Source organism: Microvirga zambiensis WSM3693 (genome assembly GCF_016735695.1).
GTDB classification, from domain to species: Bacteria; Pseudomonadota; Alphaproteobacteria; order Rhizobiales; family Beijerinckiaceae; genus Microvirga; species Microvirga zambiensis.
Map to the genome: position 1 here is coordinate 45,926 of NZ_JAERQD010000038.1, position 15,594 is coordinate 61,519.

At 64.3% G+C, this 15,594-nt stretch carries 18 protein-coding genes; 8 read left to right on the plus strand and 10 right to left on the minus strand.

Going from position 1 to position 15,594, the window contains the following annotated elements; genetic code table 11:
* Window positions 1–74: 74 nt before the first annotated feature.
* The 5 genes from JKL46_RS23635 to JKL46_RS23655 form a co-directional block, all read right to left on the minus strand.
* Window positions 75–425 carry a GIY-YIG nuclease family protein gene (locus JKL46_RS23635; protein WP_246529485.1) on the minus strand — a complete coding sequence of 117 codons (351 nt, stop codon included), beginning with the start codon at window positions 423–425 and terminating at the stop codon, window positions 75–77.
* Between the two features lie 183 nt (window positions 426–608).
* Window positions 609–872: a hypothetical protein gene (locus tag JKL46_RS23640; RefSeq protein ID WP_201837992.1), complete on the minus strand. Its 264-nt coding sequence runs from the start codon at window positions 870–872 to the stop codon at window positions 609–611.
* Between the two features lie 358 nt (window positions 873–1,230).
* Entirely contained in the window at window positions 1,231–1,797 is a 567-nt protein-coding gene (locus JKL46_RS23645) for a TIGR02301 family protein (protein WP_246529486.1), read from the minus strand.
* On the minus strand, window positions 1,794–2,243 hold the full coding sequence (locus JKL46_RS23650; RefSeq protein WP_201837994.1) for an NUDIX domain-containing protein: 450 nt from the start codon (window positions 2,241–2,243) through the stop codon (window positions 1,794–1,796). The genes JKL46_RS23645 and JKL46_RS23650 overlap by 4 nt, the downstream gene beginning before the upstream one ends.
* A complete protein-coding gene (locus tag JKL46_RS23655; protein WP_201837996.1) occupies window positions 2,240–3,370 on the minus strand; it encodes a citrate synthase family protein in 1,131 nt (376 codons plus the stop codon). The genes JKL46_RS23650 and JKL46_RS23655 overlap by 4 nt, the downstream gene beginning before the upstream one ends.
* 74 nt (window positions 3,371–3,444) lie before the next feature.
* Here JKL46_RS23655 and JKL46_RS23660 point away from each other — a divergent pair, with 74 nt between their 5' ends.
* Window positions 3,445–4,515 (plus strand): citrate synthase/methylcitrate synthase, encoded by a 1,071-nt coding sequence (locus JKL46_RS23660; RefSeq protein WP_201837998.1) that lies wholly within the window; start codon window positions 3,445–3,447, stop codon window positions 4,513–4,515.
* 395 nt (window positions 4,516–4,910) lie between these two features.
* Here the strand turns inward: JKL46_RS23660 and JKL46_RS23665 are convergent, their stop codons facing one another.
* Window positions 4,911–5,930: a diguanylate cyclase domain-containing protein gene (locus tag JKL46_RS23665; protein ID WP_201838001.1), complete on the minus strand. Its 1,020-nt coding sequence runs from the start codon at window positions 5,928–5,930 to the stop codon at window positions 4,911–4,913.
* A 212-nt stretch (window positions 5,931–6,142) separates the two neighbouring features.
* Between JKL46_RS23665 and JKL46_RS23670 the strand changes: the two genes are divergently transcribed.
* The gene (locus tag JKL46_RS23670) at window positions 6,143–6,388 is read left to right on the plus strand and encodes a DUF6894 family protein (RefSeq protein ID WP_201838003.1); all 246 of its coding nucleotides are present in this window, start codon (window positions 6,143–6,145) and stop codon (window positions 6,386–6,388) included.
* Window positions 6,389–6,659: 271 nt separating this feature from the next.
* Here JKL46_RS23670 and JKL46_RS23675 read toward each other — a convergent pair whose 3' ends face one another.
* From JKL46_RS23675 to pdxH, 4 genes are all read right to left on the minus strand, one after another.
* On the minus strand, window positions 6,660–7,370 hold the full coding sequence (locus tag JKL46_RS23675) for an AbiU2 domain-containing protein (protein WP_201838005.1): 711 nt from the start codon (window positions 7,368–7,370) through the stop codon (window positions 6,660–6,662).
* 244 nt (window positions 7,371–7,614) lie between these two features.
* A complete protein-coding gene (locus JKL46_RS23680; protein WP_201838007.1) occupies window positions 7,615–8,028 on the minus strand; it encodes a hypothetical protein in 414 nt (137 codons plus the stop codon).
* Window positions 8,029–8,133: 105 nt separating this feature from the next.
* A complete protein-coding gene (locus JKL46_RS23685) occupies window positions 8,134–8,856 on the minus strand; it encodes an SDR family NAD(P)-dependent oxidoreductase (protein WP_201838034.1) in 723 nt (240 codons plus the stop codon).
* A 105-nt stretch (window positions 8,857–8,961) separates the two neighbouring features.
* Window positions 8,962–9,570, minus strand: a complete 609-nt coding sequence (pdxH, locus tag JKL46_RS23690) for a pyridoxamine 5'-phosphate oxidase (protein ID WP_201838009.1) — start codon at window positions 9,568–9,570, stop codon at window positions 8,962–8,964.
* Between the two features lie 107 nt (window positions 9,571–9,677).
* On the opposite strand from pdxH, the gene JKL46_RS23695 reads away from it, so the two are divergent.
* The 6 genes from JKL46_RS23695 (at window position 9,678) to JKL46_RS23720 (ending at window position 15,384) form a co-directional block, all read left to right on the plus strand.
* Window positions 9,678–10,091 carry an RT0821/Lpp0805 family surface protein gene (locus tag JKL46_RS23695; protein WP_246529487.1) on the plus strand — a complete coding sequence of 138 codons (414 nt, stop codon included), beginning with the start codon at window positions 9,678–9,680 and terminating at the stop codon, window positions 10,089–10,091.
* A 103-nt stretch (window positions 10,092–10,194) separates the two neighbouring features.
* Complete coding sequence (locus JKL46_RS23700) at window positions 10,195–11,151, plus strand: DnaJ C-terminal domain-containing protein (protein WP_201838011.1); 957 nt, start codon at window positions 10,195–10,197, stop codon at window positions 11,149–11,151.
* Between the two features lie 285 nt (window positions 11,152–11,436).
* Window positions 11,437–12,261, plus strand: a complete 825-nt coding sequence (fabI, locus tag JKL46_RS23705; RefSeq protein ID WP_201838013.1) for an enoyl-ACP reductase FabI — start codon at window positions 11,437–11,439, stop codon at window positions 12,259–12,261.
* A 24-nt stretch (window positions 12,262–12,285) separates the two neighbouring features.
* Entirely contained in the window at window positions 12,286–12,879 is a 594-nt protein-coding gene (locus JKL46_RS23710) for a histidine phosphatase family protein (RefSeq protein WP_201838015.1), read from the plus strand.
* Between the two features lie 47 nt (window positions 12,880–12,926).
* Window positions 12,927–13,346 (plus strand): hypothetical protein, encoded by a 420-nt coding sequence (locus JKL46_RS23715; protein WP_201838017.1) that lies wholly within the window; start codon window positions 12,927–12,929, stop codon window positions 13,344–13,346.
* A gap of 127 nt (window positions 13,347–13,473) precedes the next feature.
* Window positions 13,474–15,384, plus strand: a complete 1,911-nt coding sequence (locus tag JKL46_RS23720) for a potassium transporter Kup (RefSeq protein ID WP_201838038.1) — start codon at window positions 13,474–13,476, stop codon at window positions 15,382–15,384.
* Window positions 15,385–15,594 lie beyond the last annotated feature (210 nt).

Sequence of the window (15,594 nt, forward strand, 5' to 3'; positions counted from 1 at the left end):
TCGCTTCGCGACCTCCTCAGGATGAGGTCGAGTTTATGCTCCTCAGGAGGAGGTTGAGGTTACATGGATTTGCGTTAGTCCCCGTCGGAGCCTGACCGACGGCCCGAGCGATAGCTTTTCGACAATCCTGGAAGAGCGTCGAAATCTCCTCTGATCAACGCTTCCTTCTTGGCTCGCGACCAGCCTTTGACCTGTCTTTCATACGCAATGGCTTCGATGATGCTGTCGAAATGGGTTGAGTGGACAAGCACTACGGGACGACGCCTAGCCGTGTAGCCTCCGAAATAACCCTGATTGTGCTGACTGATGCGCGTTTCCAGATCGTCGGACCGGCTTGTTCCAATGTAGTAGCTGCCGTCAGCGCAGCGAAGGATGTAAAACCAACAGCCACCCATTTTTGCACCTGCATCGCCGTCCTGCAGCATCCGCCGGCGAGGCTGACTTGCAAAGCTCCGGCCTCATCCTGAGGAGGTGCGAAGCGCCGTCTCGAAGGAGGGTCCAGCGCTCTCTGGAGACGCCGCCTGCGGCGGCCCTCAGGATGAGGGCTCAGTAAGCAACAGAGCGATGAGTCAGTCTCTCACGATGCAGCCGCCTTCGACGAGCCGCCTTCAATGCTTCAGCGACATCGCCATCGAGAAAGCCCCCGTGCGGATCTTGTCCGGCAGGGTGGCGGCGTATTCTGCAACGGCATCTTCGCCATAGGTGGCGACGAGCTCGGTAAAGGCCGCGAAGAGGGCGGCCTGGGCCATGCAATCGCCGTCGAGCCCGTCGAGCTCGGCCTCGGCGAAGGCATCTGTCACATAGCTCAGGGCCGCCTGCTTGAGGGCGCTGAGTTCGGTAAGCTCGTCGTGAGGGACGTCGTTATCGTTCATGATCCAGGCCCCTTTGAAGGGGCGGCGCGCGAGTTCGGTTGAATCATTTGTAGACGTCGCGCCGACCCGCCGCCAGCATCACCTTGCAAGGAGGTTAACGCGAGAGGGACTTTCCGGAAAAATGTGGATAAGAGGCGTTGCTGCAACACCTGTTTTGCTCCCCTCTGTCCCCACCACGTCGTGGCCGGCCTTGTGCCGGCCATCCCGATACGGTGGGGCTCAGCGCGTCTCATCATCGGGATCACCGGCACAAGGCCGGTGATGACGTGGTGGGTGTGACGGGACGGTCTCACACGGTTGCAGCCAATTCTGAGCCAGACTCTCCGATGAGAGCTGAGCGAGCGGTCCGTGCTTCCTGTCACCCGCCGTAGCGCCCGGTGATGCTGCGCGCGAGCTGCTCGCCTTCGCCCAAGAACCGGACGGAGGCCTCCTGCGCGGACGGCGTGCAGACCCGGTAGGTGAGGGCATAGGCCTGGTAGCCTTTGTTGTAGGCGCCGGCGAGGCGCTCGCGCCGGCCGGGCGTGGTTCCCTCGGCCTCGAGCAGGATCTGCATGCGCCGGCCCCATTCGGGTGCGTCGGGGGCGCTGCAGAGCGGGCGCAGCATGGCGAGCGACCCCATGATTTCTGCCAGCCGCAGCAGCTCCTTCTCGTAGGGAGCCGGCGGCGGCTCGACCACGGGGGCCGGCTCCGCCTGCTGTTGCGGCGCCTGCTGCGGGCGCTGCGATTGCTGGGGCCGTCGCTGCTGTTGCTGCTGCGGCGGACGAAACTGCGGCTGCGTGCGGTATTGCTGCTGCGGGACCGGCTGTCCTGGCTGCGGCTGCGGCCGGACGCCGAAGAGGCGCTCGAAGAAGCTCTGGGCCGCTGCGGGCGAGGGCGCGGCCAGCAGCAGGGCGGGAACGGCGAGAAGCAGACCCGCACGCCTCAAGCGTCGGAATCCATCCGCGCGAGCCTGAAGACCTGCGCCAGAATTCCGGCGAGCCCCGCCGTCATCGGCAGATCGGCGATGTCCCGTTCCGTGACCCAACGGATTTCCTTTGCTTCCGGACCTGTCTGGGGTTCGCCCGAGACCCAGCGGGCAGCATGGGCGGCGATGACGACATGATGTCTTATATGGCCTTTCTCGTCCCTTTCAATGAATTCGACGGGCGCGATCAGGCCAATAAGCTCGGCCTTAACTCCGACCTCTTCGCGAAGTTCCCTCAACGCGGTCTCGGCCAGCGTCTCGCCGGTCTCCACCATGCCGCCGGGCAGGGAGAACAGCCCCTCGCTCGGCGGCTTCCCGCGCGCGGTGAGCAGGATCCGCCCATCCCGGATCACGGCGACGGAGGCGGCAAGGATCGGGCGGGTGGGGTAGAGGCGGTCGTCGGTCACGAGGATGTCCGGGCAGAAGGGTCATCGGTCGCGATATAGCGCGCCCGCGGCCGGATGAGAGTCGCCTGGCTGCGCTGCTCGATGGCGTGCGCCAGCCATCCGGCGGTGCGTCCGATTGCGAAGAGCGTAAACGCCGCACCCACAGGCAGTCCATAGGCCCGCTCCATCATCACGAGCGCCACATCGATGCTTGGCCCGGCATTCGAGGCCATGGTCATCGCCCTTAAGGTCGTGGCGTCGGAAGCAAGCAGGGGAACACCTTGCAGAAGGGCGGCCGCCCGAGGGTCGCCCTCCGGGTAGAGACGGTGGCGGGTGCTGGGGGAGGGCGAGGTTTTCGGGTTGTCGAGATAAGCCCGGAACCGCTCGGTCATGCCGCCGTGATAGGGGCCGCTGAGCGCCGCGAGGCCCGCGATCACCGCATTGCGCAGCGACGCGCCGGTTGAGGCCGTGACCCTCACGGCGAAGGCGGAGGAGCTGAGCTCGTGGTCGGCACAGAGCACCAGCGCGCGCCTGATCGTCTCGGCGGCGCGCGGCGGGGCTTTCCAGGCCGAGGCCAGATGGCGGTGGAGGGGCTCGGTCCCGGGATCGGCGCCGCTCGCCGCCGCAGCGACGAGGCGCAGGATCGCGGCCACCTCCGCTGCCCGGGTTTCCTTAGGGGCCGGCTCGGAGAGAAGGCGAACCGCCTGCGCGACGAAGTCATGCGGGCCGAAAGCCGCTGCGGCAAGCAGGATCGGTAGTCGCGAGGGGCGATTGAAAGCGTCCTTGTCCAAGCCGCCGATCAGGAGATGCGCGATCTCCTCGAGCGTGGCGGTCCCGGCGAGGGCGATGGCGTCCTGCCCGCGATAGAAGAGCCGCCCGTCCCGGATCTGGGTGATGCTCGTCTCCAGCACGGGCAGGCCCCAGTCGAGAGCGGTCGCGGCCGCGACGGCAGGGCGGCGGAACCGCGCCTTGCGCTCGGCCAGGGTCTCCACGTCTTCAAGAGCATAGAGACGCTGGCGCGGATCATGCGGCGAGGAGAAGGAGCGGATCAGGCCCCGGCTCACATAGGCATAGAGGCTCGCCCGGCTGATGCCGAGGCGGGACGAGGCCTCTTCGGCGGTCGCGAGGTCGAGGGATGAAGCGTCCATATGTTGATATGTTGATTCAAGATTGACCGCACGGCAAGGCCGGCGTGAAGCTCTTCGGAACAAGGAGAAAGCTCATGACAATCGGACTCGACGACGTGGTGGCAGCCGAGACGTCCCTCAGCCATGTGGACGGCGAGGCGGGACGCCTGATCATTGCCGGGCACGATCTGGAGGAACTCGCCGGTCATGTGGCGTTCGAGGACGTCACGGCGATGCTCTGGGAGGGATTGGTCCCGAACGCCTCGGCTGACCCGCGGGCGCTTCTGGGCCAGGCCCGCAAAAGGGCATACGCCCATCTCGCGCCGCTCGCTTCGCAGCTTACCGGCCTCACGCCGGTGGAAGGCATGCGCCTGCTGCTGGCTGGCCTGCCCGACGCGGAGGACGACCATGCCGCCCTGGCCGTCGGCGCTGCGGGCGTGGCCGCCGCCATGGCCGTGCGGGGCGCCCAGGGCCTCGCGCCGGTCGCGCCCGATCCATCGCTGAGCCATGCCGCCGACATCCTGCGCATGATGCGCGATGCGCCGGTCTCGGCTGGCGAGGCAAAGGCCCTCGACACCTATCTCGTGACGGTCATCGATCACGGGCTAAACGCCTCCACCTTCACGGCGCGGGTGGTGGCCTCGACCCAGGCCGGTCTCCTCTCCGCCGTGGTGGCGGGGCTCTGCGCGCTCAAGGGGCCGCTCCATGGCGGGGCGCCCGGTCCGGTGCTCGACATGCTCGACGCGATCGGCTCGATCGACAATGCGGAGGCCTGGCTCGACGACGCCATCGTTCGGGGCGAGCGCCTCATGGGCTTCGGCCACCGCATCTACAAGGTGCGCGATCCGCGGGCGGATGTGCTCATGGCGGCCGTCGGGAAACTGAAGGGACGGGACAACCGCATCGCCTTTGCCGAGGCCGTGGAGATGACCGCCCTCAGGGTGCTGCAGCGCCGCAAGCCGGGACGCCGGCTCGACACCAATGTGGAATTCTACACCGCCATCCTGCTCGACGCCCTCGGCGTTCCGCGCGAGGGCTTCACCCCGCTCTTCGCGGCAGGCCGCAGTGCGGGCTGGGTCGCCCATGCCATCGAGCAGGCCGGAACCGGCCGCATCATCCGTCCGCAATCGCGCTATGTGGGAGCGTGGCCGGCGCAGGCGGCGTAATGCCAGTCCTCAGGCGGTTGGAGAAGGCATCCCGCTGCTCGTTTGATATCCTGAGTGTCTGGCTCGTAAACCTCGCACCTCATCCTGAGAGTCCGGCTCATAGAGGGTTTCTGCCCCCTCAGCCCTCATCCTGAGGGCCGCCGCAGGCGGCGTCTCGAAGGACGAGGGCGCCTCCAGTGCTCTCTGGAACCTCCTTCGAGACGCAGCTGCGCTGCTCCTCAGGATGAGGTGAGTGATTTATGAGCCAGCCTCTCAGGATGAGGGCTTAAGTGGCAGAATCCGTTTATGAGCCAGATTCTCAGGAGGACTCGAGCTTCCGTCTCGATCCACGATTCCTTAGACCAGCTGCTCCTGGTCGGTGAGTTCGGAGATGGCGGTGGTATCACCGGAGTAGGTCATTCTGCAGACCAAACCGCGATACGATCACGACCTTCCCGCTTGGCATCGTAAAGCGCGGCGTCCGCATGGCGGACCAGGGTATCCACGCTATCGACGTCATCAGCGCCGACGGTGGCCAATCCCATGCTCGCGGTCACACGCTTGTCGATGCCGCGGGGGTGGGGGATGGCCGCCGTCTCAAGGGCGGCTTTGAGGACCTTGGCGAGGCCCAAAGCCTCGTCGCCGTTCATGTCGGGAAGGATGAGGGCGAATTCCTCTCCCCCATAGCGCGCTGCCAGGTCGTCTGCCCGGCGCGCTGCCTGTGACAGGATCCGGGAAAACTGACGAAGAACCTCATCGCCGGCTCTGTGGCCGGCGTGATCGTTAAGAGCCTTGAAATGATCGAGGTCCAGCATCAGAAGGGACAACGGTTGCCTTGTGCGCTGAAGCCTCAGCCAGGCTCGATCGAGAGCGGCATCGAAGGCGCGTCGATTGGCCAGATCGGTCAAGCCGTCTCTTTCGGCTGCCCGACTCAATTCTTGATTGTGGCGCCACAGCTCGAGCTCGTCCATCGCAATGGCGCCAAGGTCCGCCAAGGGCGAAAGGTTGAAGGTGTCCGTAGGTTGCGGCTCGTGCTTGAGAATGCACAACGAGGCTACCGCAGCTCCGTCATGCGTGAGGAGCGGTACGCCTGCGTAGAAGCGGAAGGGGAGAAGGGCGACGATGGGGTGCCCCTTCAGCCGTGAATCCGTCCTCATATCGCCAACGACAAGAGGCTCTCCGGACGCGATCACAATCTGACATATGGACTGATCTCGCTCGATCCATGGGGCAACGCCGTCCCCGCGGATGGATTTCATCCATTGATAGCGATCGTCGATGAAGCCCAGGAAGGCAGCATCCGCCGCATAGAATTGGGCAGCCAATCGCGTAACGCGATCAAACCGTTCGTCACGGGGGGTATCGAGTATTCCGCAGGAATACAGGAAGTCGAGGCGCTCGGCTTCATTCGATGGCGGCTGAGGCACGGCAAACACGTGAGATGTCCTGTCGAGCGGCTGGTGAAATCATGTTCCAATGTCATTAGAGGATTTCACCCAGGCAATCAAAGGAGCGCCAACTGACTTATCCGTTGCCCGTTATGGATGTGGTGTCGCGGGAGCAGGTCATGGCGAGGGCATCGCAAATGAAGCTGAACAAAGGATGCTCTCCCCGGTTGATACTCACAGATCCATGGCTTGGAGTGCTGATGCCCCGCTATTTCTTCGACACCTACGATGGTGAAAACGCCCACTCTGATGAGGCTGGTCAAGAACTGCCCGATAACGACACTGCTAAGCAGGAGGCTCAAAAGGCGCTCCCGGATATGGCCAAGGATGCCCTCCCGGATGGGAACTACCGAACCTTCGTCGTGAACGTCCGGGACGAGGAAGGGCAAACCGTTGTTCGTGCCGCCCTTTCGTTGGTCATGGCAGAGGGGCCGTTCGACGACTAAGGCATCAGCAAAAAGAAAGCGCCCCTCGAAAGAGTGGGCGCTTTAGGATCCGACCGTAGAGGCAGAAACGGTTTCGGTCCTTACCCCGTAACGGGTTTAGCGATCCCCATCTGTCATCCACCCGACAGTTCGACAATCACCCGTCTGCACTCAGACGTCGCATTCGACCCGCCAGGCTCGGAGAGGGCGGTGGTGTCGCGGGAGTAGGTCGTGGGGAGGGGATAGCGGAAAGAGCATTAGAGGGAATTGAAGTCCAATGTTGGAGTTTTGCTCAGAAGTCTGGCGGGGGCCATTGGACTGAGCCGAAAAAATGCTGGGCCGCTGACTGGGCATCAAGCCTGAATGCTTCGTAATCCACATCTTGGCCAGATGCAGCCCAAGCCAACGTTGAGATCGCTTTAATCGCGATCGCAATCAGTTCTTCATTGTCGGCAGCCTGTGCCAGCTCAAACGACTGATTACGCTCCTGTCGAGTCTTCAGAATAGGATGGGCTATATGCTTGTGTCGGTGATTCCTGACACACTTGAGAGTGTCGGAGATTTCTGCGCTGCCAATGAGGTCCAACGCCGCCTTTAGAGGCTCTAATTTGGCAGCATTCTGCGCCCCGCCCGGATAACCAGCTTCAATTCTCTTCGCGACTAGCCTCAGCACGTCGTGACTGTCGAGGAGAGCTGCAATAGACGGTAGTCCGTATCCAGAGAGTTCCGCCCCATCCCAAAGGCGGCATACATGGGAAATTTCAAACTGAACAATTGTAACAACAAATGTTACAATCGTGTTGTCTGGCGTTGCAGCCCAGTATTGATCGAAGATAGGGACTATCGCACGCCGTTGTTCGTTCAACCTAATTACTTCAAGCAACAGATCTTTTGTGTGTTCAAGCCGCATATGTACGATCTGAATTCTTTCGTCAGGCGCGAGATCAACAAATGGGTTGTCCTTCGGCCTCAGATTGCGGCCTTTCCTTTCATCTTTGTTCATTGCTATCCCCGGCCTACCATATATTGGCTACCATAGCCCAATAGCTTTCTGCAAAGCCGCGCGGAAGGTACAGCCGGGCTCCGATGGCAGTGCCTTGATCGCCGCCTTGACCAAGAGCACGAACACGGCCCCGCCCATGAACTCGCTCGCCTACTTCCCTCCCTGTCCAGAAGAACGGAGAGAGGCGCGGCCTGCCATCGTGATGCGATAATGGCCCGGCCAGCGCAGGCAGTGCGAGGCACCTCTACTGCGCCGGCTCCTCCGCCCGCTGCGCGAGGCACGGATCGAGGACGATGAAGTCCGGATTGGGCCGGCTGTAGCCGCCCGCGACCGTCACCACGTCGCCGACCTTCATGTCGTTGGTTTGATAGGTGACGCACAAAACCTTCGGATCGGGCGGGGTGCCGCACAGGCCGAGATAGGCCAGCGTGCCGTCGAAATGGACGAGGGCGAGGGGGCCGGTGACGCTGAAATCGACGCGGGTCTCGCCTGTTTCCCGGTCCCGGGTCAATGCCCGGACCTCATGGCATTGCGGCGTGTAGGCGGGCTTCATGTCCGGATCGGCGAAGGGGCTCTTCTCCGCATCCTCCTGGCCGAGGGCCGATGCGGCGCCGAGGGCCAGAAGTATCGCAAGAAAAGGGACTAGAGCTGTTTCCACTTGCGTGGAATCATCTCTCTTCTTTGATTTGCCGCATTTTTTGACGGCGAACCGGATCCACTTCGCCGAAAAATGCTTTAGCCGCGCGGACATGTGTCAGCCGTATCAGACGTGCTGGCCGCCGTTGATGTGGAGCTCCGCGCCGGTGACGTAGGAGCTCGCATCGGTGCAGAGGAAGTAGATGGCCTTCGCCACCTCGTCCGGCGTGCCGAGGCGCCGCAGCGGCAGCTGCTCGACGATTTTTTCCGTGCCCGGCGAGAGGATCGCGGTGTCGATCTCGCCCGGAGAGATGGCGTTCACGCGCACACCGAGAGGTCCGAAATCGGCGGCCATCTCGCGGGTCAGCGCGGCGAGCGCCGCCTTGGAGGTGGCATAGGCCGCGCCCGCGAAGGGATGGACGCGGGAGCCGGCGATGGAGGTCACGTTGACCACCGAGCCCCTGGCGTTGGTGAGCTCGTCCTGGAGGCCGCGGGCGAGCATGATCGAGGCGAAGAAATTGACCTGGAAGACCTTGAGCCAATCCTCGTAGCGGGTGTCGACAGCCCCGAGCCGCGAGCCGCCCTGTCCCTTCGGCGAGATGCCGGCATTGTTGACGAGGGCGTGCAGGCAGCCGCCCTCGGCGGCAAGCCGCCCCTTCACCTCGGCGATGGCGCGAAGGGTGTCCTCGGCATTCGCCAGATCGACCTGGAGATGATCCTCCGGCCCCATTTCCCACGGGCAGTTCTCCGGAAAGCCGTGGCGGGAGCAGGTGATCACGCGCCACCCGGCCGCGGAGAAGCGCTTGACCGTGGCATGCCCGATCCCCCGGCTGGCGCCTGTGAGCAGCATGATGCGGCGGGAATTGCTGGCGGAGGAGGACATCGGGGGATCTCTGTTGAGCGGGGCAGACCCTTATCCCGGTTCGGAATCAGGGTCTACGGCGATGAGGGTCGATCAGGGATAAAGCCGCACCTTCCGCCAGCCGTCGCCCTCGCGGGTGAAGACCACGCGGTCGTGGAGCCGGAACGGCTTGTCCTGCCAGAACTCGATGGAGACGGGCGCGATGCGGAAGCCCGTCCAGTAGGGCGGGCGCGGCACCTCGCCGATGGCGTATTTCGCCGTGTTCAGCGCCACCGCCTTTTCGAGCGCGAAGCGGCTCTCGAGCGGGCGCGACTGCTGGCTCGCCCAGGCGCCGATGCGGCTGTCGCGCGGACGGCTCTGAAAATAGGCGTCCGCCTCCGCATCGCTCACCAGAGTGATCGGCCCGCGGGCGCGCACCTGGCGGCGCAGGCTCTTCCAATGAAGCACGACGGCGGCCTTCTTCTGGCCCAGGAGCTCGCGGCCCTTGTTCGATTCGGTATTGGTGTAGAACACGAAGCCGTTCTCGTCCGCGCCCTTCAGCAGCACCATGCGCACGTTCGGCAGGCCGGTCTCGTCCACGGTGGCGAGCGCCATGGCGTCGGGGTCGTTGGGCTCGGCCGCCTCAGCCTCGGCCATCCAGGCCTTGAACAGGGTGAAGGGCTCTTCGGCTTCAGTAAAGTCACCTGTTGTTAACGGGTTCACTGCTTATCTCGTCCTGTGACATGAGGTTTGGGGACCGACGCGTGACGTGGATCAATGCGCGCCGTTATAGATCAGAAGACATCCTTCGCGAAGCCATGAAGCTGGCGATGGCCGGCTTGATCGCGCTGTCCGCGGGCGCATGCAGCTATTCCTTCGGCCTCTCGGGCCTCGACGAGGATGAGCCGAAGTCGACCGGCGCCATCGCCACCAGGGCCGTCACCCATCTGTCCCCGGATCTCGACGAAGAGGATTGGCGCAGGGCCAAGGCGGCCCTCGCCGTCGCGCTCGATCCGCAGGGACCCGGCACGCAGGTGTCGTGGGACAACCCTTCGAGCACCCGCAAAGGCACCTTCACGCCAACCGGCGCGCCGTTCGTGAAGGATGACGAGATCTGCCGGGCCTTCTCCGCCCATCTCGGCGGTCCATCCGCATCCGCCGTGCAGGGCACGGCCTGCCGGCCGTCCGGAGGCGAGTGGGCGATCAAGGACATCAAGCCTCTGAAGGGCACGGCAAAGGCCTAGCTCCCGCGAAAAGGGCGTTGCAAACGGGCAACACTTTGCCCATATGACCGTCAAACCCGTTAAGCCTTCACGGCTTTCAATCTGACGGTTCCAGGATTCCACAATGCGCAACCCCTACGACGTTCTAGGCGTATCCCGCTCCGCGAGCGAAGCGGAGATCAAGAAGGCGTTCCGCAAGCTGGCCAAGACATATCATCCGGACAGCAACAAGGACGACCCCAAGGCCAAGGACAAGTTCGCGGAGGCGAATTCCGCCTATGAGATCCTCGGCGATGCGGGAAAGCGCGGCCAGTTCGACCGCGGCGAGATCGACGCGGAGGGCAAGCCGCGCTTCCAGGGCTTCGAAGGTTTCGGCGGCGGCCGCGGCGGCGCCCGGCCGGAGGATTTTTCCGGCTTCAGCGGCTTTGCCGGCTTCGGCGGCGGCAGGCGCAGCTCCAAGTCGAGCGCCTTCGGTGCCGATCTCGGCGACGATGTCTTCTCCCAGCTCTTCGGCGAGGCCTTCCGCTCGTCCGGCGGCGAGGGCACGCGCCAGGGCCGCGGCCGCTCGCAGAAGATGAAGGGCGAGGACGTCGCCGCCACCCTCACCGTGACCCTGGAGGAGGTCGCTCAGGAGGCCAAGAAGCGCCTGCGGCTCTCGACCGGCCGCGACGTGGACGTGGTCATCCCCAAGGGCGTGAGCGACGGCCAGGTGATCCGCCTGCGCGGCTTAGGCCAGGGCGCTCCCGGCATCGATCCGGGCGATGCGCTGCTGACGATTGCCTTCGCGCCCCATGAGCGCTTCACCACCGAGGGCTCGGACCTGCGCCTGCGGCTGCCGGTCGAGATCGAGGAGGCGGTGCTCGGCGGTCCCGTGCGCGTGCCGACCCTGACGGGCTCCGTCGAGATGAAGATCCCGCCCCTGACCAATTCCGGCCGCACCTTCCGCCTGCGCGGCAAGGGCCTGCCCACCAAGACCGGCCACGGCGACCTCCTCGTGACCACCGAGATCAGGCTGCCGGAGGTCGTCGACGAGGACCTGATGGACTACGCCCGCAGGCGCGCGTCCGCGAAGGCGAAGTAGAGCCGCCCCGTCATCCTCTCACCCTCGCCGTCATCCCCGGGCTTGTCCCGGGGACCCACGTCTTTGCAGCGTGGCGGTTCTCGAAGACGTGGGTGGCCGCAACAAGTGCGGCCATGACGCAGGAGGGTGTCATCCACGCCGGCCGCAGGCCGGGAATGACACTCTCTCGTCATGCCGGCACCCCGCATCGCCGACACGGCTGCCGAAGAGGGCTTCCCCGTGGTCGCCGGGTCGGTTAAAGAGGCCGTTCCTTATTGACCTGTCCAGCGACGATCTAGGTGAATCATGGCGGAGACAAAGGCCCCCGGCATTCTGGCCGGCAAGCGTGGCTTGATCATGGGCGTGGCGAATAACCGTTCCATTGCCTGGGGCATTGCCCAGGCGGCGCGCCAGCACGGGGCGGAACTGGCCTTCACCTATCAGGGCGATGCCCTCAAGAAGCGCGTGGAGCCCCTGGCGAAGGAACTCGACGCCGCCGTCGTCGGCCATTGCGACGTCACGGACGGCGCCACCATCGATGCCGTCTTCGACGAAGTGAAGCGCCTCTGGGGCTCCATCGACTTCGTGGTCCATTGCATCGCCTTCTCGGACAAGGACGAGCTCACCGGCCGCTATGTGGAGACCTCCGAGGGCAACTTCACCAAGTCGCTCCTGATCTCCTGCTATTCCTTCACGGCCATTGCGCAGCGCGCCGAGAAGCTGATGAACGACGGCGGCTCGCTTTTGACGCTCACCTATTACGGCGCCGAGAAGTGGATGCCGCACTACAACGTCATGGGCGTCGCCAAGGCCGCGCTCGAGGCTTCCGTGCGCTATCTCGCCGCCGATCTCGGGCCGAAGAACATCCGCGTCAACGCGATTTCGGCCGGTCCCATCAAGACGCTTGCCGCCTCCGGCATCGGCGATTTCCGCTACATTCTGAAGTGGAACGAGTACAACTCGCCCCTGCGGCGCACGGTCACCATCGAGGAGGTCGGCGAGACGGCCGCCTATCTCGTCTCCGACATGTCGCGCGGCATGACCGGCGAGATCCTGCATGTGGATGCGGGCTACCACGTGGTCGGCATGAAAAACCCGGAAGCGCCGGATCTCTCCCTCGACAAAGAGTAATGTGAGCGTATCGGACCTGATGCCGTGACCTCGTCCCGACCGACGATCTACTTCATTCGCCACGGCGAGACGGACTGGAACCTCGAAGGCAGGCTCCAGGGGCAGAAGGACATTCCGCTCAACGATGTCGGCCGCGTCCAGGCCGAGGAGGCGGCGCGCCGCCTCCAGACGCTCGCGCCCCATGTGGAGGATCTCGCCTATATCGCAAGCCCCATGACCCGCACCCGCGAGACCATGGAGATCCTGCGCGCCACCCTCGGCCTTCACCCGGAATCCTACAAGCTCGACGAGCGCCTGGTCGAACTGACCTTCGGCGCTTGGGAGGGCCTGACCTGGAAGGAAGTGCGAAAGGCCGAACCGGCACTCGCGGCGTTGCGCGAGCAGGACAAATGGCACTACGCCCCGCCCGGCGGCGGCGAGAGCTATGCCATGCTGGTCGAGCGCATCCGTCCCTTCCTCGACGACATCACCCGCGACACGGTTGTGGTGGCCCATGGCGGCGTCGCCCGCGCCTTCCTGTCGATCTCCTGCGGCGTCTCATCCCGGCAGGCCGCCAGCCTGGATATCTGGCAGGGCCGCGTGCTCGTGATCGAAGGGCGCAATCACCGTTGGGTGTGACGGGATCTTTCGCGCTAACCTTCACCGCGCTCGTGCGTTGATAGGATATGCAATTCATCTGCGACACGCCCGGAGGAAAGAGCTGGTTCCGGATCGAGACCGAAGGTGAGGCCGCCTTCGAATCCGATGCGATGAGCCATGCCGTGGAAAAGCATTTCCACCTCGCCTGGGAGGCCGCGGTGGACAGCTACCGATCAAGCGGACGCTCCTTCGTCGAGCAGAATATCGGCCTCAAGGATCATGTGCGGCGCGTGATGCCCCTGTTCCTGACTCTGCGCGATCCGGAGGGAAGCACGCTCGCCACCGCGATGCTGCCGCCGGGCGGGCAATACGATCCTTCGTTCCGCATCATCATCGTCGGCCGTGAGAACCGCGATCCCTATCCTGAGCACGAGGGGGCCATCGCCATGCTCGGCCAGCATTTCGGTCTCAATCTCGACCGCGGCCACTGCTATCCCTACAGCTGAAACGGCCGGCTTTCGCAAAGAAGCGCGCATTGCGAGCGTCATCGCCCCTTGTCGGGGAACTGGGCTGTATCATCTCAGCTTGTACCTGAACGCATGAAATCCATGCGTGCCGAGCATCTGGACCGTCATGGCCACTCTCGCCGACGCCCATGCCGATGACAGCGGAGCCAGGATCGCATCGCGGGCGGTCGTCCTGGGCGCCCTGGGAGTCGTGTTCGGGGATATCGGCACCAGCCCCCTCTATGCCTTGCGAGAGGCCGCCATGGCTGCGGGCGACGGCGTGCTGTCGCGGGAGACCGTGATGGGGGTTCTCTCCCTCATCTTGTGGTCGCTCTTCATCGTCATCTCGGTCAAGTACTGCCTGTTCATCCTCCGGGCCGACAATCGCGGCGAGGGTGGGATCATCGCGCTGCTCGCGCTTCTCGGCGTGCGGCGCATCCAGCACGGCTCATGGCGCGTCTACCTGGCGGTATTCGGTCTTGTCGGCACGGCTCTGCTCTATGCCGACGGCGCGATCACGCCGGCGATTTCCGTGCTGAGCGCCATCGAAGGCCTCGCCGTCGGTTCCGACCGCTTCCAGCCGTTCGTGCTGCCGATCACGATCGCCATTCTGGTGACGCTGTTCTCCGTTCAGCGCATGGGCACCGGCCGCATCGGCCGGATCTTCGGGCCCTTCATGCTGCTGTGGTTTTCCGTTCTCGGCCTTCTCGGGCTGGGCAGCATCGTGGCCGCCCCCGGCGTGGTCGCGGCGATCAACCCGGTCTATGCACTGTCCTTCATGATCCATACGGATGTGGCGGTGACGCTTGCCGTCCTGGCGGCGGTGTTTCTCACGGTGACGGGCGGCGAGGCCCTCTATGCCGATCTCGGTCATTTCGGCCCGGTCCCGATCCGGATGGCCTGGTTCTTCGTCGTTCTGCCGGCGTTGATGCTGAACTATTTCGGCCAGGGTGCCTTGCTCCTGACACACCCGGAATCCCTCGAGAACCCGTTCTACCATCTGGCGCCGGACTGGGCCCATTATCCCCTCGTCGTCCTGGCGACGCTCGCCACCGTGATCGCTTCGCAGGCGGTGATCACCGGCGCCTTCTCCCTGACGCAGCAGGCGATCCAGCTCGGCTTCCTGCCGCGGATGCGGGTCATCCACACATCGAGTCACGAGCGCGGGCATGTCTATGTGCCGTTCGTGAACTGGGCCCTCGCCATGATGACCTTTGCGGCCGTCCTCGGCTTCGGGTCGTCGAGCAACCTCGCCGGCGCTTACGGTCTCGCGGTCTCGCTCGACATGGTGATCACGACCATCCTCGCGACCTTCGTCGCCCTCCATTGGGGCCACAGGCCGGTGCTCGTCTATCTGCTGAACGGGTTCCTGATGCTGGTCGATGTCGTCTTCTTCGCGGCGAACACGACCAAGCTGCTGGAAGGCGGCTGGTTCCCGTTGCTCATCGCAACGACCGTGGCCTTCATGATGCTGACCTGGCGCAAGGGGCAGCAGCTGGTGCAGCGCGCACGCACGCATCTGCGCATGTCGACGCGGGAGTTCCTGCATCTGCTGGAGGATAATCCGCCGATCCGAATTCCCGGCACCGCAGTGGTCATGTCCGCATCGCCCAACGGGATTCCCGGAACCCTCCTGCACCACCTCAAGCACAACCGGGTGCTGCACGAGACCGTGTTCCTCGTCTCCGTCGTGGTCACCGACGAGCCCAGTGTGGCGGACGAGGCCCGCCTTCACCTGATCCCGATCGGGGAGGGCGTCCAGCGTCTCGTCCTGCGCCTGGGCTTCACCGAGAAGCCAAACGTGCCGCAGACGCTGCGCTTCGCGGCCGCCCGCCTGGACCTGCCGGATCTGGCCTCCGACGCCATCACCTATTACGTCGGCCGTCAGACCGTGGTGGCGACCCGTGCGCTTCCCGGCATGGCGTTCTGGCGCGAGGTCGTCTTCGCCATGCTCAACCGCAACGCCGAGCTGACGGCCGATTATTTCTGCATCCCCGCCTCGCAGGTGGTCGAGATCGGAAGCTCGATCGAGATTTGAGAGAGGGCATGGTTGATCTCGACGCGACGGTTTCAACCTTCCGTCTTCGCCGTCATCCCACCCACCGCCGTCGTGATACCCTCCGCCGTCATGCCCGGGCTTGTCCCGGGCACCCACGTCTTGGCAACGCGGCGGTTCTCGAAGACGTGGGTGGCCGCACCAAGTGCGGCCATGACGTGAGAGGGGTGGGGATGGGCAGTGAGAGCGTGA